The organism is Pseudomonas sp. GP01-A4 (assembly GCF_058780865.1).
In genome coordinates this window covers 1-18,282 of record NZ_JBYSWF010000084.1, presented here as the reverse complement: position 1 = coordinate 18,282, position 18,282 = coordinate 1, and the positions used below count along the sequence as shown (strand labels likewise).

The 18,282-nt window shown below is 62.7% G+C and carries 19 protein-coding genes and 1 riboswitch; of the genes, 6 read left to right on the top strand and 13 right to left on the bottom strand.

All coding sequences use genetic code 11. The features are described 5' to 3' along the window. A partial coding sequence (locus AC3WKX_RS30590; protein WP_102636895.1) for a Dyp-type peroxidase occupies positions 1 to 686 on the top strand: 686 nt, incomplete at its 5' end. Here AC3WKX_RS30590 and AC3WKX_RS30585 read toward each other — a convergent pair. Continuing rightward, the gene (locus tag AC3WKX_RS30585) at positions 683 to 1,555 is read right to left on the bottom strand and encodes an undecaprenyl-diphosphate phosphatase (RefSeq protein ID WP_003220102.1); all 873 of its coding nucleotides are present in this window, start codon (positions 1,553 to 1,555) and stop codon (positions 683 to 685) included. The two genes, AC3WKX_RS30590 and AC3WKX_RS30585, sit on opposite strands and share 4 nt — an antisense overlap. A 189-nt stretch (positions 1,556 to 1,744) precedes the next feature. Between AC3WKX_RS30585 and AC3WKX_RS30580 the strand changes: the two genes are divergently transcribed. Further along, a complete protein-coding gene (locus tag AC3WKX_RS30580; protein WP_032898758.1) occupies positions 1,745 to 2,251 on the top strand; it encodes a GNAT family N-acetyltransferase in 507 nt (168 codons plus the stop codon). 4 nt (positions 2,252 to 2,255) lie between these two features. On the opposite strand, the gene AC3WKX_RS30575 is transcribed toward AC3WKX_RS30580, so the two are convergent. Beyond that, on the bottom strand, positions 2,256 to 3,212 hold the full coding sequence (locus AC3WKX_RS30575; RefSeq protein ID WP_003220105.1) for a GlxA family transcriptional regulator: 957 nt from the start codon (positions 3,210 to 3,212) through the stop codon (positions 2,256 to 2,258). A 167-nt stretch (positions 3,213 to 3,379) separates the two neighbouring features. Here AC3WKX_RS30575 and AC3WKX_RS30570 point away from each other — a divergent pair, with 167 nt between their 5' ends. Both AC3WKX_RS30570 and AC3WKX_RS30565 read left to right on the top strand, forming a co-directional pair. After that, positions 3,380 to 4,057, top strand: a complete 678-nt coding sequence (locus AC3WKX_RS30570; RefSeq protein ID WP_102606095.1) for a type 1 glutamine amidotransferase domain-containing protein — start codon at positions 3,380 to 3,382, stop codon at positions 4,055 to 4,057. 98 nt (positions 4,058 to 4,155) lie between these two features. Beyond that, the gene (locus AC3WKX_RS30565; protein ID WP_102368728.1) at positions 4,156 to 5,280 is read left to right on the top strand and encodes an alkene reductase; all 1,125 of its coding nucleotides are present in this window, start codon (positions 4,156 to 4,158) and stop codon (positions 5,278 to 5,280) included. Between the two features lie 7 nt (positions 5,281 to 5,287). On the opposite strand, the gene AC3WKX_RS30560 is transcribed toward AC3WKX_RS30565, so the two are convergent. After that, positions 5,288 to 5,893, bottom strand: coding sequence for a glutathione S-transferase (locus AC3WKX_RS30560; protein WP_102606094.1), 606 nt, complete (start codon positions 5,891 to 5,893; stop codon positions 5,288 to 5,290). Positions 5,894 to 5,957: 64 nt separating this feature from the next. Further along, positions 5,958 to 6,956 (bottom strand): NAD(P)H-quinone oxidoreductase, encoded by a 999-nt coding sequence (locus tag AC3WKX_RS30555; protein ID WP_102606093.1) that lies wholly within the window; start codon positions 6,954 to 6,956, stop codon positions 5,958 to 5,960. A gap of 176 nt (positions 6,957 to 7,132) precedes the next feature. On the opposite strand from AC3WKX_RS30555, the gene AC3WKX_RS30550 reads away from it, so the two are divergent. Then, positions 7,133 to 8,008: a LysR family transcriptional regulator gene (locus AC3WKX_RS30550; protein WP_008431428.1), complete on the top strand. Its 876-nt coding sequence runs from the start codon at positions 7,133 to 7,135 to the stop codon at positions 8,006 to 8,008. Positions 8,009 to 8,077: 69 nt separating this feature from the next. On the opposite strand, the gene AC3WKX_RS30545 is transcribed toward AC3WKX_RS30550, so the two are convergent. After that, positions 8,078 to 8,896 (bottom strand): alpha/beta fold hydrolase, encoded by an 819-nt coding sequence (locus tag AC3WKX_RS30545; RefSeq protein WP_102606092.1) that lies wholly within the window; start codon positions 8,894 to 8,896, stop codon positions 8,078 to 8,080. Positions 8,897 to 9,038: 142 nt separating this feature from the next. On the opposite strand from AC3WKX_RS30545, the gene AC3WKX_RS30540 reads away from it, so the two are divergent. Then, a complete protein-coding gene (locus tag AC3WKX_RS30540; RefSeq protein ID WP_102606091.1) occupies positions 9,039 to 10,106 on the top strand; it encodes an NAD(P)-dependent alcohol dehydrogenase in 1,068 nt (355 codons plus the stop codon). Between the two features lie 159 nt (positions 10,107 to 10,265). On the opposite strand, the gene mntP is transcribed toward AC3WKX_RS30540, so the two are convergent. From mntP to AC3WKX_RS30500, 8 genes are all read right to left on the bottom strand, one after another. Then, entirely contained in the window at positions 10,266 to 10,829 is a 564-nt protein-coding gene (mntP, locus tag AC3WKX_RS30535) for a manganese efflux pump MntP (RefSeq protein ID WP_003220119.1), read from the bottom strand. A 10-nt stretch (positions 10,830 to 10,839) separates the two neighbouring features. Then, positions 10,840 to 11,007: riboswitch (yybP-ykoY riboswitch) on the bottom strand. A gap of 40 nt (positions 11,008 to 11,047) precedes the next feature. Further along, the gene (locus tag AC3WKX_RS30530) at positions 11,048 to 11,998 is read right to left on the bottom strand and encodes an oligopeptide/dipeptide ABC transporter ATP-binding protein (protein WP_003220120.1); all 951 of its coding nucleotides are present in this window, start codon (positions 11,996 to 11,998) and stop codon (positions 11,048 to 11,050) included. After that, positions 11,995 to 12,990, bottom strand: a complete 996-nt coding sequence (locus AC3WKX_RS30525; RefSeq protein WP_032898749.1) for an ABC transporter ATP-binding protein — start codon at positions 12,988 to 12,990, stop codon at positions 11,995 to 11,997. Before AC3WKX_RS30525 ends, AC3WKX_RS30530 begins: the two co-directional genes overlap by 4 nt. Beyond that, entirely contained in the window at positions 12,987 to 13,868 is an 882-nt protein-coding gene (gene ddpC, locus AC3WKX_RS30520; RefSeq protein ID WP_032868129.1) for a D,D-dipeptide ABC transporter permease, read from the bottom strand. The genes AC3WKX_RS30525 and ddpC overlap by 4 nt, the downstream gene beginning before the upstream one ends. 19 nt (positions 13,869 to 13,887) lie before the next feature. Next, entirely contained in the window at positions 13,888 to 14,904 is a 1,017-nt protein-coding gene (locus tag AC3WKX_RS30515) for an ABC transporter permease (protein ID WP_008431420.1), read from the bottom strand. Positions 14,905 to 15,071: 167 nt separating this feature from the next. Next, positions 15,072 to 16,622: an ABC transporter substrate-binding protein gene (locus AC3WKX_RS30510; RefSeq protein ID WP_008431417.1), complete on the bottom strand. Its 1,551-nt coding sequence runs from the start codon at positions 16,620 to 16,622 to the stop codon at positions 15,072 to 15,074. 118 nt (positions 16,623 to 16,740) lie between these two features. Next, positions 16,741 to 17,283: a D-alanyl-D-alanine dipeptidase gene (ddpX, locus tag AC3WKX_RS30505; RefSeq protein ID WP_102606089.1), complete on the bottom strand. Its 543-nt coding sequence runs from the start codon at positions 17,281 to 17,283 to the stop codon at positions 16,741 to 16,743. Between the two features lie 21 nt (positions 17,284 to 17,304). Beyond that, positions 17,305 to 18,159 carry a MurR/RpiR family transcriptional regulator gene (locus AC3WKX_RS30500; RefSeq protein WP_102606100.1) on the bottom strand — a complete coding sequence of 285 codons (855 nt, stop codon included), beginning with the start codon at positions 18,157 to 18,159 and terminating at the stop codon, positions 17,305 to 17,307. Positions 18,160 to 18,282: the final 123 nt, after the last annotated feature.

Below are 18,282 nucleotides of genomic sequence, written 5' to 3'. Positions count from 1 at the left end.
CCCCCCCCCCCCCCCCCCCCCCCCCCCCCCCCCCGGGGGATATCCTGCTGCACATTCGTGCCGAGCAGATGGACCTGTGTTTCGAATTGGCCACCCAGTTGATGGCGGCGCTGGGGGATGCGGTGACGGTGGTGGACGAGGTCCAGGGTTTCCGCTATTTCGACATGCGCAGCATCATCGGTTTTGTCGACGGCACCGAGAACCCGGTCGGGCGCAAGGCGGTGGGTTTCACCATCGTCGGTGATGAGGATCCGGCGTTCAGCGGCGGCAGCTATGTAATGGTGCAGAAGTACCTGCACAACATGCAGGCCTGGAATGAATTGTCGGTGGAGGCGCAGGAGCGGGTGATCGGGCGCACCAAGCTGTCGGACATCGAGCTCGACGATGCGACCAAGCCGAGCAATTCCCACAGTGCATTGACCACCATCACCAAGGACGGCGAGGAAGTGAAGATCCTGCGGGACAACATGCCCTTTGGCCGGCCGGGCGCGGGGGAATTCGGGACGTACTTTATCGGCTACGCGCGCTCGCCAGAGCCTTTGGAGTTGATGCTGGAGAACATGTTTGTCGGCCGACCGGTCGGCAACTATGACCGCCTGCTGGACTTCAGCACGGCGGTCACCGGCGGCCTGTTCTTCATACCGTCTGCGGATTTGCTCGAAGAACTGGCCGACCGCGTGCCTTAGGCCAACAACCCGGTGCTCACCGCCACAATCAGGAACACCCCCAGCACCGCGCGGTAGATCACGAACGGCCAGGTGGAGAATCGCTCCAGGAACTTCATCAGGCCCCAGATCGCGAAGAACGCCGACACACTGGCAACCACCAGGCCAAAGATCAAATGCGGCCAGGCGTGGGCGGGCAGGTCGGCGTGGAACAATACCCACAGCTCTTTCAGCCCCGCGAGGGCGATCGCCGGCAAGCCCAGCAGGAACGAAAACCGCGCCGCTTCTTCACGCTTGAAGTTGAGGAACAGTGCGGCGGTCAGGGTCGAGCCCGAGCGGGAAACCCCTGGAATCAGCGCGCCGATCTGCGCAATGCCGACAATCAGCGCATCCCGCAGGCGCATTTCGCCCACCGTGCGCTTATGCCTCGCGCTGAGTTCAGCCGCCGCCAGCAGCACCGCCATCACCAGGCAGGAAATCCCGATCACCATCAGCCCGCGCAGCGGCGAGTTGCAGGAGTTGAGGGTCGACGACAAGGCTATCCCGGCAATCCCGATCGGAATCGTCGCCAGCACAATGGCCACCGCCAGCTTGAACCACTGGTTGTTGTAGTCACCCTGGCGCACCGCAGTGATGCTGCCGACCGTGACCTGGCGTACATCCTTCCAGAAGTAACTGACCACTGCTGCCAGTGCGGCCAACTGCATGGCTGCGGAAAACGCCGAGCCGGGATCCGGCCAGCCGAGCAGGGCGGGCACGATGCGCATGTGGGCGGTGGAAGACACGGGCAACAATTCGGTGATGCCCTGAATGATGCCCAGGATGCCTATTTGCAGGTAATCCAGGGACGCAAAGCCGACATCGAGGCCGCTGGTGCAGACGTTTGTCAAAGTACTTATCCTGAAAGCAAGGGGAGGGAAGTGACGCGGAGTTTAGTCTAACTTTGTAACGATTTTGTCGTTGACACGAGAAAAGCGCGATCGGTTCAGCAAGCAGAAAGCTTGGCCGGTGTATTGGCATTGCAGGTGGCTTTGTTGACAATGGCGGCCTGTTTTTTTGCCGAGATGCCCATGCCTGCAATCCCCGATACCACCGTCGAACTGATCGAGACCGGCCCGGAACACGCCACGTTGATCGCCAACCTTTACCAGTTCTACGCCTACGAGTCCTCGGACTGGGAACAGGAAGATGTCGAGGTGGACGGTCGCTTCTACATCCATGAGGAGCACCTGGCCCGCTACTGGGAAGACCCGCAATGGAGCGCCAACCTGTTATTGGTCGATGGCTTTATCGCCGGTTTCCTGCTGATCGAAGGCAGCGAACTCCCAGGGATCGACGCGCTGGAACTGGCGGACCTGTTCATCTTGAAACGCTATCGCCGCAAAGGCATTGGCCGCGCCATCGCCACCCAGGTCTTGAGCAGCGGCGAGGCGAACTGGCTGGTGCGTTTCTATGATCAGGATGAAGTGAGCCAGGCGTTCTGGCGCACGGTGTTGGATAACCTGCCGCGTCCGGTGCAGGCCATCGAGCTGGACGATGAGCCGAACCTGCTGAGCTTCCTGGTGACGCGCGCGGCGTTGCACTGAACCATCAACTGAAAGCGGCGCCAGCCCCTGCACTGAACAATGCCGCCTGCATCGCCTGTGGCGGCTGGCCGAACGCCCGCAGGAACGCCTGGCGCATGCGCTCGCGATCACCGAACCCGGTCTCGCGGGCGACCACTTCCACCGGATGCCGACTGGTTTCCATCATTGCCCGGGCGGCTTCCACCCGCAGGGATTCGATGGCCTTGGCCGGGGTTTGCCCGGTCTCCTCGCGAAACACCCGGCTGAACTGGCGTGGGCTGAGCCGCGCCACGGCCGCCAGGGCCTCGACCGAAAGGTCGTGGGTCAGGTTCTCCCGGGCGTAGGCCAGGGCCAGCTGCACACGGTCGGACTTGGGGTCGAGTTCCAGCAACGCCGATAGCTGCGACTGTTCGCTGCCACGGCGCTGGGCAATCACCAGCTTGCGCGCGATGCGGCGGGCGAGGTCGCTGCCCAGGTCGTTCTCCACCATCGCCAGTGCCAGGTCCACCCCGGCGCTCATGCCGGCACCGGTCCAGATCTGGCCGTCGACCACGAACAGCTTGTCTTCCTCCAGGCGAATCTGCGGGTAGCGCTTGGCAAAGGCCGGTGCGTGCAGCCAGTGGGTGGTGGCGCGCTTGCCTTCAAGCAATCCGGCCTCGGCCAGCACGAAGATGCCCATGCACAACGAAGCAATCCGTCGCGACTGTTTGGACGCCGCCTGGACCAGCCTCGGCAGGCTGGCGTCAGGCAGTTGGAACTCCAGGTAACCGCTGACGATCAATGTGTCATAGCCCTCGGGCCGGATCGGCGTGCTGTTCACCGAGAAGCCCTGGGACGTCATGATCGGGCCGCCACTTTCCGACACCAGGTGAAATTCATACGCTTGCTCGCCACGCAGCAGATTCGCGCACTCGAACACCGAGCCCAGGCTGAGGCTCAAGGATTGAAAGTTCGGGTACACCATCAGCGCAATGCTGTGCATCTCATCTCTCCAGGGGGCGCGGAGCGGTGATTGTCGGCGTGTGCCAGGGAAACGGCAACCGCCTTGGCGCAATGTCCGGAATCCTTGCGGACATGACATTGTGCGGTTTTGGCCCGGCTCCTAAGCTTGATTCCATTCCAACCCACATCACCCCGAGGCACTGGCACATGAAAGTATTGATGGTTTTGACTTCTCACGACCAGCTTGGCAACACCGGCCGCAAGACCGGGTTCTGGCTCGAAGAATTTGCTGCTCCCTACTACGCGTTCAAGGACGCCGGGGCCGACGTGACCCTGGCTTCGCCGGCCGGTGGGCAGCCGCCCCTGGACCCGGTCAGCGACCTGCCGGATTCGCAAACCGACCAGACCCGCCGCTTCGCCACTGACCCGGCGGCGCAACAGGCCCTGGCCACCACCGTGAAGCTGGAGTCGGTCAACGCCGGCGACTTCGACACCGTGTTCTACCCAGGCGGCCACGGCCCGCTGTGGGACCTGGCAGAGTCGAAAACCTCCATCGCCCTGATCGAAGCCTTCGAGCGTGCGGGCAAGCCGATTGGCTTTGTGTGCCACGCCCCGGGCGCCTTGCGTCACGTCAAGGCGGTCAACGGCGAGCCGCTGGTCAAGGGCCGACGCGTCACCGGCTTCTCCAACTCCGAAGAAGCGGCGGTTGGCCTGACCGACGTGGTGCCGTTCCTGATCGAGGATGATTTCAAGGCGCTGGGCGGCACGTATGAGAAGGGTGCCGATTGGCAGTCCTTTGTGATTGAAGATGGCCTGCTGGTCACCGGGCAGAATCCTGCCAGTTCCAGTGACGTTGCCAAAGCGCTGTTGAAGCTGACCGCGTAACCCGCTGAATCCCCCCCAAAAGTACGTTGTTGGCGGCTCCCCTGAGCGGGAGCCGGCAGCTTCTGCTTGTCTGAAATTTGAATCCGGAACTTTCCCCCATGAGCAACAGCGCTTTAGGTACCCCGATCACACTGGGGCACCACACCCTGAAAAACCGCATCGTCCTGCCGCCGCTTACCCGCCAGCGAAGTGCCCAGCCCGGTGATATCGCCACGGACTTGATGGCGCTTTATTACCGCCAGCGTGCTACCGCCGGCTTCATGGTCAGCGAGGGCACGCAGATCGAGCCTCGCGGCCAGGGTTACGCCTGGACCCCGGGCATCTACACACCGGAGCAGATTGACGGCTGGCGTACCGTGACCGATGCCGTGCATGCCGAAGGCGGCGTGATCTTCGCCCAGCTTTGGCATGTGGGTCGTGTGTCCCATCACGAACTGCAGCCCGACGGCGCAGCACCCGTTGCGCCGTCGGCGATCCAGCCGCAGCAAGCCAAGGCATTCGTTGCAACCGGGCCCGGCACCGGTAAGTTGGTGCAGCCACCCGAGCCGCGCGCCCTGGCTACCGCCGAGGTCAAGGAGTTGGTGGGGCTTTACGCCCAGGCTGCAAAAAATGCATTGGCCGCAGGCTTCGATGGCGTGGAAATTCATTCGGCCAACGGCTACCTGGTCAACCAGTTCATCTCGGCGCATTCCAACCAGCGCGACGATGAATACGGTGGCTCACTGCACAATCGCCTGCGGTTCCTGCGGGAAATCGTCGAGGCGGTGGCCGAAGTAGTCGGCCCGCAGCGCCTGGGTGTGCGCTTTGCGCCGTTGTTCAGCGGCACTGACCAGGACCGGGTCTACATCGGCCTCGTCGAGGAAGACCCGCATCACACCTACATCGAGGCGATCAAGGTGCTTGAGGCGGCCGGCATCGCCTACGTGTCGATTGCCGAGGCCGACTGGGACAATGCCCCCGAGTTGCCCGAGTCGTTCCGCCAGGCGGTGCGTGACACCTTCAGCGGCCGGATCATCTACGCCGGCCGCTACACCGCAGAGCGCGGCGTGCGGCTGGTAGAGGCGGGGCTGGCAGACCTGATCGCGTTTGGCCGGCCGTACATTGCCAATCCCGACTTGCCCCAACGCCTGCTCAACGGTTGGCCGCTGAACCCGTTGAACGCGGACGGCCTGTATGGCGGCACCGAGGTGGGCTTCACCGATTATCCGGTGTATGCCGGGTAGGCACGGGCTACTCGATCGGGTATTTGCCGAATGCCGGGTGCTGCTCGGCGAGGGCCGCGTGGCGTTGCAAGTGGGGAAACGCATCGGCCTTCACGACGTCGGCTATCTTCAGCTGGGTGAAGGACCAGGCGACCGCCACCGTCAGGCTCGCCTGGGTCAGCGGCAAGTCGCTGTCGCGCTCGGCCACCCGCGCCTCCAATAACGCATAGGCCGCCAGCAGTTGTCCGGTCACGCGGTCGATCCACGGCTGATGCAGTTTTTCGGCGGGCCGCAGGTGATGTTCGTAGACGATCTGCACGGTCTTTTCGCACGCTGCCAGCGCCAGGCCGATCACTTGCAGATCCCTGGCAAGCGCTGGGGCTGACGGGGGCAGCAATCGGCTGCCGGCCGGCGCCAGGGCTTCCAGGTACTCGAGGATCAGGCCGGAATCCATCAGCATCGTACCGTCGTCGAGCACCAGCGTCGGGGCCTTGACCACCGGGTTGATCCCGGAAAACTCATCGAAGGTGCTGAACACCGACAATGCCTGGTGTTCGAACGCGACGCCGTACAGTTCCAGGGAAATGGCCACGCGGCGCACGTAGGGCGAGTCCAGCATGCCGACCAGTTTCATGAAGCCTCCATTAACCGCAGTGTTTTGTTCTGATGACGTTATAAACCGTTTTTCCGCATGTTTATCAATCCACCCGCAACACAATCTTGCCGATATGGTCGCCACCTTCCATGCGCGCATGGGCCTTCGCGGCGTCGGTGTAGGCATACACCTCATCGATCATCGGCAGGCAACGCCCGGCCGACAGCACCGGCCACACGTGTTCGCGCAGTTGTGCGGCAATCGCGGCTTTTTCTTCCCGGGTGCGTGAGCGCAACAACGAGCCGGTAACGATCGCGCGTTTGCCGAGGATCGCCAGCAGGTCGATGTCTTTGGCGCGTGCGCCGCCGAGGAAGCCCAGCATCACCAGGCGACCTTCCATGGCCAGGGCGCTGATGTTGTCGTTCAGGTAGGAGCCACCCATGATGTCGAGGACCACATTGACACCCTTGCCCGCGGTCTTGTCAGCGATGACCTCGGCGAAATTCTGTTCCCGGTAGTTGATCGACTCGGCTCCCAGCTCGCGGATGGCGGCGCATTTTTCCACGCTGCCGGCGGTGGCGAACGCTTCGATACCGAACTCGCGGCAGAGCATCAGCGCGGTGGTGCCGATGCCGCTGGTGCCGCCATGGATCAACACGCGCTGGCCTTTATGCGCACCGCCGATGCCGAACAGGTTGGCCCATACGGTGAAGAAGGTTTCCGGGATCGCTGCCGCCTGAATCCAGTCCAGGCCATCGGGAACCGGCAAGGTCTGGCTGGCGGGCACTGCGCAGTACTGCGCATAACCGCCGCCATTGGTCAGGGCGCACACCTTGTCGCCCAGCGCGTACTCGCTGACGCCTTCGCCCAGCGCGACCACCACACCGGCCACTTCCAGCCCGGGAATCGGGCTCATGCCGGGTTTCATCGGATACGTGCCGGCGCGTTGCAGGGCGTCCGGGCGATTGACGCCGGCGGCGTGCACGCGGATCAGCACTTCGCCGGGGCCGGCGACAGGTACCGGCTCCTGGCGTGGTTGCAGGACTTCGGGGCCGCCGGGGCTGGTGATTTCGATCAGGGTCATTTCGTGGGGCAGATTCATTTGAGCGCACCTGTAGCAATGAACGTGTGGGTTGGGACCGCGCCCGTCACCGAGCGGTTCAGCCTGCTGGCGATCCTGGGTATTTTCTCTGGTGCCCAGCATAGCCGTGATGAGTGATGCAATAATGCTGCGATTACACGTCACGATGATGCAAAAATGCATCGAAGGGGAAAGCCATGAATTGGGACGATGCGCGGGTGTTCCTCGCGGTGTGCCGCGAGTCCACATTACGCGGAGCCGCGCGGGTGCTGGGGGTGGATCAGGCCACCGTGGGGCGACGGGTCAATGCCCTGGAAAAGTCCTTGAACGCAACATTGTTCCTGCGCACCTCCGAAGGCTATGCGCTGACCGCCGTGGGTGAAGCCGCGTTGCAATCGGTGGAGAACATGGAGCGCTCGGCCCTTGACCTGGAGCGTCAGGTCCTGGGCCTGGACGACCGCCTGACCGGCACCGTACGGGTGACCACCACTGATTCCCTGGCCATCGACTTCCTGATTCCGGCCATTGCCCGGCTGCACGATGCGCACCCTGACGTGCGCGTGCAGATGGACGCTTCGACCCAGTTGCTTAACCTGGCCAAACGCGAAGCCGATATCGCGGTGCGCAATACCCGCCCGGACAACCCCGACCTGATCGCCCGGCGCATCGCCCGCTGGCCGGTGGGGCTGTTTGCCTCGCAGGCGTATATCGATCGGCACGGCGCACCCGAACCGGGCAGCCTGTTCGAAGGACACGACCTGGTGGTGTACCAGCCGCACCTGCAAAGCCAGAAGGACCTGACCCTGGTCAGCGAGCCGCTGGGACGCGGGCGTATTGTTGCGGCCTTGAGTTCAAGCCTGTTGGTTCGCCGCTCCATCGCTGCAGGGATCGGTATCGGTGAGGTTCCGATAGTTTCCGGCGAACGCGACGGCCTGGTGCGGCTGTGGCCGGACCGTACGCGGCCGTTGCCCTACGATGTGTGGCTGGTGACCCATGCCGACCTGCGGCACACCGCCCGGGTGCGGGTGGTGATCGACGAGATCGTCGCGGGGTTTGCCGGCACCGGGGAATAGTACGACTGCCTGAAAAGGCCGGGTGTCAGCCCGGCCAGAAATAAGCCGTCGCAGGAGAACGCAATCGGCTCAGCGTTGCAGGAAGGCCAGCAGATCTTCGTTCAAGGCTTGCTGGTGGGTCACCGCAAAACCATGGGGGGCATCCTTGTACACCTTCAACTGCGCGCCTTTGATCATCTGCGCGGCGACCTTGCCGGTAGTTTCGAACGGCACGATCTGGTCACCATCACCGTGGATAACCAGGGTCGGCACGTCGATCCTGGCCATGTCCGGGCGGAAGTCGGTTTCCGAGAACGCGGTGACGCAATCCACCGTCGCCTTGAGCGAGGCGAGCAGGGCGATGTTCAGTGTTTGAGTCAATACACCGCTGGAGACCTGTTGGCCCTTGTTGATGCCATAGAACGGCGTATTGAAGTCTGCCAGGAACTGCGCGCGATCCTTCAGCAGCGCGGCCTTGAACCCGTCAAACGCTGCCATCTCGACCCCTTGCGGGTAATCCGGCTTTTGCCCGAACAGCGGCGTCACCGCCCCCAGCAACACCAGCCCGGCCACGCGCGCGCTGCCATGGCGGGCGATATAGCGGCTGACATCGCCGCCGCCCATGGAGAAGCCCACCAGGGTCACGTCCTGCAGATCCAGATGGTTGATCAACTGGGCGATATCGTCGGCAAAGGTGTCGTAGTCGTTACCGGTCCAGGGCTGGTCCGAGCGGCCAAAACCACGGCGGTCGAACGCGATGGTGCGGTAGCCGCGGCTGCTCAGGTACTCCATCTGGTATTCCCACATATCGGCATCCAGCGGCCAGCCGTGGCTGAACAGCACCGGTTTGCCGGTGCCCCAGTCCTTGTAGTAGAGCTCGGTACCGTCTTGTGTGCGTAGGTTGCTCATGGCAAAACTCCTTGGGTGAGAGGGCAGCCAATACTATAGGCGCAGAATCGGACGAGGGACTTGTATGCCTGTGCTCGGTTGAACGGTTCAGCGTCTATGCTGGTCAACTGCTTTCTACCGTCTGAACAAACAGGTGAACGAAATGGCCAAGACTTACAGCTACGCCGCTCGTGACTCCAAGGATTCCCTCAAACCCTTCACGTTCGAACGTCGCGCCCCCGGGGCCGATGATGTGCAGATCGACATCCTCTATTGCGGCGTCTGCCACTCGGACCTGCACACCGTACGCAACGAATGGAAAAACACTCTGTACCCGTCGGTACCGGGCCATGAAATCGTTGGACGGGTGACCGCCGTGGGCGCCAATGTCAGCAAGTTCAAGGTGGGCGATTTGGCCGGTGTCGGCTGCATGGTCGACAGCTGCCAGCACTGCGAATCCTGCGCCGAGGGCGAGGAGCAGTATTGCGAAAACGGCTTCACCGGCACCTACAACGGCCCGGCTTTTGGCGGCGAAAACACCTTCGGCGGCTACTCGGACAATATCGTGGTCAAGGAGAAGTTCGTCCTGCGCATCTCTCACGACGAGAGCAACCTGGCGGCGGTCGCGCCGCTGCTGTGTGCAGGCATCACCACCTACTCACCGCTGCACCACTGGAACGTCGGGCCGGGCAAGCGCGTCGGCGTTGTCGGCCTCGGTGGCCTGGGCCATATGGCGGTGAAAATCGCTCATGCCATGGGCGCCTACGTGGTGCTGTTCACCACCTCGCCGAACAAGCGCGAAGACGGCCTGCGCCTGGGGGCCGATGAAGTGGTGGTGTCGAAGAACGCGGACGAAATGGCCAAGGTTGCCAACTCCCTGGACTTCATCCTCAACACCGTGGCCGCGTCCCACAATCTCGACGCCTTCCTCAACCTGCTCAAGCGCGACGGCACCATGACCCTGGTGGGCGCCCCGGATAGCCCGCACCCGTCACCGACCGTGTTCAACCTGATCTTCAAGCGTCGCAGCCTGGCCGGGTCGTTGATCGGTGGCATCCAGGAAACCCAGGACATGCTGGATTTCTGCGCCAGGCACGGGATTGTCTCGGACATCGAGATGATCGACATCCAGGGCATCAATGACGCCTACGAGCGCATGCTCAAGGGCGATGTGAAGTATCGGTTCGTGATCGACATCGAGAGCCTGAAGAAAGAAAAATACGCGGCCTGATTGATCGCTGCAGATCCCTGTAGGAGCGGGCTTGTGTGGGAGTGGGCTTGCTCGCGAAGGCGGTGTGTCAGTCGCCGTATCTGCCAGCTGAACCACCGCTTTCGCGAGCAAGCCCGCTCCCACACAAGCCCGCTCCCACATTTTGATCTTCGCCGGTTTCTAGGCCGACAGGTGCTCATACAAAATCGTCGCACCCACCAGCATCAACACCACGCCGCCAACCATCTCGGCGCGCTTGCCGACCACAGTCCCCAACACCCGGCCAAGCATCATGCCGATGGTTACCATGGTCATCGTCGCCAAGCCGATCGCCGCAGCGGCCACCAGGATATTCACGTCGACAAACGCCAGGCCTACGCCCACCGCCAGGGCATCAATGCTGGTGGCAAACGCGGTCACGGCAAGAATCATGAACGAGTGCTGGCTCGGTTTCTCTTCCTCTGGATCATCGGCCTTCAAGCCGTTGTAGATCATGTGCAGGCCCAGGGCTACCAGCAGGGTAAAGGCGATCCAGTGGTCCCACTGTTCCACCCAGCGAGTGGCGGCCTGGCCGATGGCCCAGCCGATAATCGGCGTGATCGCTTCGATCACACCAAAGATCAGCCCGGCCCGCAGGGCTTCGGTCAAGCGTGGTTTGTGCAGGCTGGAACCTTTGCCAATGGCCGCCGCAAAGGCGTCCGTGGACATGGCAAGGGCGAGAAGAATCAGGGAAATGGGGTTCACGGTAAGGCTTCCAGTCGGGCTGTATGAGTCAACGACACAACCACACGCCCGACTTCAGGCATGGATGTGTCGCTGGTCTCACCAACCAAAATGGTGTTCGCACCACGGCATGTTGCCGAGAATGTTGATACGAACGCTTCGAGAATCCGAAGCAGGCTACTCCCCAACGAGGTGGCGGATCATAGCCGCGCAATCATGAAAATTTTGTTAAGGACGCCTCACGGATGCTCCAGGTGACAGCGCACCTGCTGACTCATCCCACCCGTCAACCGCTGCGGCCGCTCACAGCCTTGTGTACGCCTCGGGCAGCGGTCGAGAAAGAAACACCCACCCGGCAACACCCGGTTCCCCGGCAGCTCTGTCGGTGCACTGACATACGCATCGTCCAGCGCCACCCCCAGCTTGGGCACCGCTTCCAGCAACAGCTGGGTATACGGATGCTTCGGCTGCTCCAGCACTTGCTCGGCACACCCCAGTTCCACGATCTGCCCCAGGTACATCACCGCCACCCGGTCGGCCATGTGCCGCACCACCGAAACGTTGTGGGAGATCAGGATGTAGGTCAGCCCCAGCCGCCGTTGCAGCTCGGCCAGCAGGTTGAGGATTTGCGCCTGCACCGAGATATCCAGGGCCGAGGTCGGCTCGTCCAGCACCAGGATGCTCGGGTTGGACGCCAGCGCGCGGGCGATGGCGATCCGTTGGCGCTGGCCACCGGAAAACTGGTGCGGGTAACGGTCCAGGTATTCGGCGCGAATGCCTACCTGCGCGGCGACCTTGGCGGCGATGGTGCGCATTTCACTCTTGGGCGTGTCGCCAAGGGCGAACAGCGGCTCGGTAATGATTTTCCAGATGGGCAGGCGCGGGTCGAGGGACGATTGCGGGTCCTGGAATACGATCTGCACATGCCGATGGCGTTCCCGGGCACTTTCGTAGACCCAGTCCACTTCACCGTCACTGGGCTTGACCAGGCCCATCAGCAATTGGGCGAGGGTGCTTTTACCGCAGCCGGACTCGCCGACAATCCCCAGGGTTTCCCCACGGCGCACCTGCAAGTCGATGCCGTTGAGGGCGTGGGCATAACCGCGCGGGCGGCCCAGCCAGTCGGTTTTTACCGGGAACTTGACCCGTACATCCCGCAAAGCCAGCAGTGAATCTTGAGACACGGTCATTGCACCGACTCCCCGGCAGTCAGCCAGCACGCACTTTTGCGGGTGCCGGCAGGGTTGATCAGGTCCAGGCGCGGGCGCTCGATGCATTGGCTCATGGCCTGGGGGCAGCGTTCGCGAAAGGTGCAGCCTGAGGGCAGGGCGGCAAGGTTGGGCACCTGGCCGGGGATGGTCAGCAGGTCGTCGCCGGGTTTCACCTGTTCCGGCAAGCCGCTGAGTAACCCTTGGGTGTAGGGGTGGCGCGGGTCGCTCATCACCTGGGCGGTGGGGCCTTCTTCCACCACGGCGCCGGTGTACATCACATACACCCGGTCGCAGAACTGCGAGACCACAGCCATGTCGTGGGTGATCAGCAGGATCGCGGTGCCGCGTTCCCGGGCTTTTTCCCGCAGCAGCAACAGCACCTGGCGTTGCACGGTGACGTCGAGGGCAGTGGTGGGTTCATCGGCGATCAGCAACTGAGGGTCGCAGGAAAACGCCAAGGCGATCATCACCCGCTGGCGCATGCCGCCGGAGAGTTCGAAGGGGTAGCTGTCGAGCACTTGCTCGGGGTCGGCGATGTGCATGTCCCGGAGCAGGGCGATGGCCTTGGCACGGGCGGCGGCCTTGCTCAGGCGCTGGTGGTGGATGATCACATCGAGCATCTGCCGGCCAATGCGCCGGGTCGGGTTCAGCGCGGTCATCGGCTCCTGGAAGATCATCGCCGCGTCACGCCCGCGGATCTGCAGCAGCTCCTTCTCGCTGGCACCGAGCATGTCGCGGCCGAGCATCTGCAAGCTGCCGGCGGTGATCCGGTAACTGCGCTCCGGCAGCAGGCGCAGGCTGAGCATCGCGGTCACGGATTTGCCGGAGCCGGATTCACCCACTACGCCGACGACTTCGCCGGGGTTGACGTGCAACGACACGCCGTTGAGTGCCTGGACGTTGTTGCGGTAAGCCGGGAATTCCAGGCTCAGGTTGTCGATGGCAAGCACTGCCGGACTGGACATGGTCATTTCCCCTGTTGCCGTGGGTCGAGCAGGTCACGAACACCGTCACCCAGCAGGTTGAAGCCGGTCGCGGTGACCAGGATCGCCAGCCCCGGAAAGGTCGAGTACCACCAGTTGTCGAGAATGAAATTGCGCCCGGTGGCAACCATCGCGCCCCATTCGGCGGTGGGCTGCTGTGCACCCAGGCCGATGAAACCCAGGGCCGAGGCCATCAGGATCGCGCTGCCGATGTCCAGGCTCAGTTGCACCAGCAACGGCGGCATCGCATTGCGGCCCACGTGCCACGACACGATGTGCCAGCGCCCGGCGCCGAAGGTCTGGGATGCCTTGACGTAGCCCATCTGGCGAATGCTCAGGGCCTGGCCCCGGGCCAGGCGCACATAGAACGGGATGCGCACCACGGTGATCGCCAGCATCGCATTGAACAGGCTCGGGCCCAGTGCGGCGGCCAGGGCCATGATCAGCACCAGGGACGGCACCGACAGCATGATGTCCATCAGGCGCATGATCAGGCTGTCGAAACGCCCGCCGATAATCCCCGACAGGCAGCCCAGCAGCCCGCCCACCAGGCAGGACGAAAACGCCACGAACAGGCCCACGCCCACCGACTGGCGGCTGCCGTACAGCACCCGGCTGAACAGGTCGCGGCCGACTTCATCGGTGCCGAACCAATGTTCGGCGGAGGGCTCGGCCAGGCGTTGCGCCAGGTTCAAGGCATTGGGGTCATGGCTCGCCAACCAGGGGGCGAAGGCCATGCAGATCAGCACGATCAAGGTGATGGTCAGGCCGGCGATGGTCAGCGGGCTGCGGCGTATTTGATAGCCCAGGTACTCCATTCGCGCACGCCAGGTGGGGCGCTGTTCCAGGGGCACCGGTACGGGCATGGTCAGGGGAGCGGTCATCTCAATTCACCTCGCCGATGCGCGGGTCGACCACCCGGTAGAGCAGGTCGATCAGCATGTTCAGCAGTACATAAATAAACGACACCAGGATCGCGAAGCCCATCACCGCCGGGAAATCCAGGGACTGGATCGACTTCACCACATAGGCACCCATGCCCGGCCAGGCGAACACGGTTTCGGTCAGCACCGCGCCGTACAGCAGGTCGCCGAGGGTCAGGCCGAGCACGGTGATCGACGGGATCAGCGCGTTGGGCAAGGCGTGGCGCAGGATCACCGCCCAGCGCGACAGGCCGTAGGCGCGGGCGGTACGGATGTAGTCCTCGCCCAACTGGTCGAGCATCGCCGAACGAATCTGCCGGGCGACCACGCCGAGGTTGACGAAACCCAGGGTGACGGCGGGCAGGATCAGGTGTTCCAGGGCATTCAGGAACAGCGGGATATCGCCGGCCAGCAGCGAGTCGATCAGGTAGAACCCGGTGATGGTGCGCGGTGGTTCGAGGCCTTCATCCAGCCGCCCGCTGCCGGGCAGCCAGCCGAGCTGGCCGTAGAACAACACGATCAGGCCCAGGCCGAGCCAGAAGGCCGGCGTGGAAATGCCGGTAACCGCCAGCGTTCGGGCGATCTGGTCGATGGCGCGGTTGTGATACACCGCTGACAGCACCCCCAGCGGTACGCCCACCAGTACCGAGAGCAGCAGGGCGGCGACCGCCAGTTCGAGGGTCGCGGGGAAGAACGCTTTCAGGTCTTCCAGCACCGGGCGGCTGGTGCGGATCGAGGTGCCGAGGTCGCCGTGCAGCAGGTCGCTCATGTAGCGGCCGTATTGCTGGTACAGCGGCAGGTCGAGGCCCAGTTGATGGCGGATGTTCTCGACAATGGCGTCGCTGGCCCGGTCGCCGGCAATCAGGCGCGCCGGGTCACCCGGGATCAGGTGGGAGATGCAGAAGGTAATCAGCGAAACGCCGACGACGACCAGGATCAGGCCGAACAGGCGTTTGCGCAACATATTCAGGAAGGCCATGAGGGCTCCTCGGTAACGCGAGACATTTGGATCAGGAATACAGCCTGGAAAACACAGCAGGTCCAGTGTGGGAGCGGGCTTGCTCGCGAATACGGTGGGTCAGTCATACATCGGGTAACTGATACACCGCTTTCGCGAGCAAGCCCGCTCCCACATTTGATCGCGTGTTACTTACTGATCTCAGCCACGTTGAACACCTGCTCCAGCATCGGATGGAACACATAACCCTTCACCGAATCACGCATCGGCAGGGTGTAGTTCTTCTGATAGAGGTAGGCGTACACGCTGTCCTTGAGCACGATCTTCTGGGCTTCCTGATACAGCTCGGTGCGCTTGGCCGTGTCGTTGTTGGCCGCCGCATCGCGAATCAGCTTGTCCACCACCGGGTTGCTGTAGAACGAACGGTTGCCCGGCAGGCCTTGCAGGGAGGAGTCGAACCAGAAGTTCATGTACATGTAGGGGTCGGAGAAGTCCGGTGCCCACGAGCCGATGGACACGTCGAAGTCACCCTTGCCCAGGCGCTCGCGCATGGTGGCGTTGGCCAGTTTTTCCATCTTCAGGTTGATCCCCAGCGGCGCCAGGCTGGCTTGCAGGGTCAGGCCGATGGATTCCCAGTCCGGGTCCTTGTCGGAGTACATGTAGTTCAGGTTGGTGATTTTTTCCGGGAGTTTCTTCAGGTTCGCGCCCGCGCTGTCCAGGTCCTGTTTCATCAAGGGCAGGCTCGGGTCATTGGCCCACATGCCGGCAGGAATCGGCCCGTTCATCAACTTGGCCTGGCCCTTGAGGATGCCGTCGACAATGCCTTTGTAGTCCACCGCATCAACGATCGCCTGGCGCGCATTCTGGTTGTTCAGCGGGGCTTTCTGGTTGTTGAGGTACAGGTAGGTCACCCGCAGCGACGGGAATTCCTTGATCACCACGTCTTTCTTTTTGGCCAGGTTGGTGAGCTGGTCCTGGGGCATGTCTTCGGCGATGTCCAGGTCACCGCGTTCCAGTTGCAGGCGGCGTACCGAGGCTTCGCTGATGATCTTGATCACCACCTTGTTCAGCGCGGGCTTGGTGCCGGCGTAGTAGGTGTTGGGTTCCAGGGTCAGGCTCTGGCCCTTTTGCCAGTTGCTCAGGCGGAAGGCGCCGGAGCCGGCGGTGTGGGTGGAGAGGTAGGCGTTGACGTCGCCCTGTTTCACCACGTCCGGGTTGATGATGCCGGCGCCGTTATGGGCGAGGGTGTAAAGGAAGGGCGCGTAGGGCTTGGCCAGGGTGAAGCGCACGGTGAGCGGGTCGACCACGGTGACTTTCATGTCATCCGGGAACGCACCCGACGGGCCTTGCTTGAGCTGCATCACGCGGTCGAAGGAGAACTTCACCGCATTGGCGTCGACCTCGGCGCCGTCATCGAACTTGTTGCCGGGCTTGAGTTTGAAGTCCCACACCAGGCCGTCGGCCGAGGTGGTCCAGCTGTCGGCCAGGTCGCCCTTGACCTCGGTGCTGCCCTTGCCGTTTTCGACTTTGTAGGCCACCAGCTTCTGGTACGCCGGGTACGTCACCGCCCAATCGTTGTTGTCGATGGTCACGGCCGGGTCGAGGGTTTGCGGGTCGGCGGCCTTGCCGATCATCAGGGTGTCTTTGGGCGCCGCGGCACTTGCCGATTGCCACGCGCCCAGGCTCAGGGCGGCGCACAGCAGGGAGAGTGCGAGGGTCTTGCGGTTGCTTGGGGTCATGCCGGTTTCCTTGATTATTTAGAGGAAAAAGCGGGTTGGTTTATTTTTATGAAATCTATAACCGGGCAGTTGGAGCTAAAGGGTGCTGCTAATTATTGTGATGGTACGGTCCTTGTGATCAGTGTGACTCCTCAATTAATGGGAAAAGTTCGGCATCCGGCAACTCGTAGTGCCACCACTCGGTGGCAATCGCCTTGAAGCCGGCGCCGAGCATGATGCCCAACAACAGCAGGCGGTTGCGCTGCACCTGCGGCGGCAGGTCGGGGTAGAACTGGTGGGACTTGGGCTCCATGGCATCAAACGCCGTGCCCATGTCCAGGGGGGTGCCGTGTTCATCAATCAGCGTCAGGTCGACGGCCACGCCGCGGGTGTGGTGCGAGCCCAGGCGCGGGTCGCGCACGTAGTCCGGGTTGGGCAGGGCTTGCCACAGCAGTTGCTGGGCGTAGGCCGGCCGATAGGCGTCGTAGATCAGCAGGGTCATGCCGGCGTGGCGTGCCAACAGGCTCGCCTTGCGCAAGCAGGCCGCCGCTTCGGCGTGCAGCAGGCAGCGGGCATTGCGGTAGATCACGGTGCCTGCCAGGTTGTCGGCACTGGCGTAGATCAGGTCGACCTGTACCGGGTATTCCGGTGGGGCGATTTCTACCAATGGGCTGGTATTCACTCAAAGATTTCCTTTCCAGGGTCAGGATTCGAACTGGCCGAAGGCCTGTTGCAGGGCGCGGTTTTTTGCCAGGCGTGCATCCAGTCGCTCGCCGTAGCGGTCAGCGACGGCAGACACCATCAGGTTGAACAGGCACGTCAGGGGCGCCATGGAGTCCCAGAACTGACCGACATCGGTTTTCAGTTGCAGCAGGTCCAGGTCGTAGTCCCGGGCCCAGGGGCATTGCAAATCGGTGATCAGCGCCAAGGGTAGACCCTGGGCGTTCGCGGTCTCGCAGAACGTGGGCGTGATGCTGGAATAGGCGCGGAAGTCCGCTGTAATGGCGTAGGGTTTTTCAAAGCCGGAGTTCAGGGTCTCGGCGTAGATCCCCGACAGGCCATCGACGTAATAGACCTTGGGACGGATGTATTCCAGGTGGCTGTGGAACGCATTGAGGATGCCCCGGGTGGACTGGATGCCGAGGATAAACACCGCGTCGGCGTCCACGATGTGCTGCACGATGTCGGCGAAACCCTGGCTGTGGGCCAGGCCGTACACATGCTGGATGGCTTCGATCTCGCGGTTGAGGGAACGGTCGAGGGCGTCTTCCTGATCGTTCTCCTGGCGAAACGCACCCAGGCGGTCGGTGATCAGCCAGGAGGCTTGCGGGTCGCCGCGCAGGCCTTGCTTGACGTCATCGAGGTTGCGATAACCCAGGGTTCGCAAGAAACGCCCCACTGAAATCCCGGTGGTGCCGGCTTGCTGGGCGATGCTGTCGGCGGTTTCGAACGGCAGCTGTTGCAGGTTGCCCAGCAGGTAGGTCGCGATGCGCTTGCCGGTGGGCGTCAGCGTCGGGAACTGCTGTTCCAGCGTGCGCTGGAAGCTGTTTTTATCCATGACGTTTTCGCGCAGGCCGGTCATTGATGTTACTCATGTTTCATGATTTTGATGTCTGTTAGAAACATAACATCGGCAATCGCGATAACACAATGGCTTTTTTTGCACTGGGCGGGCAGGGGG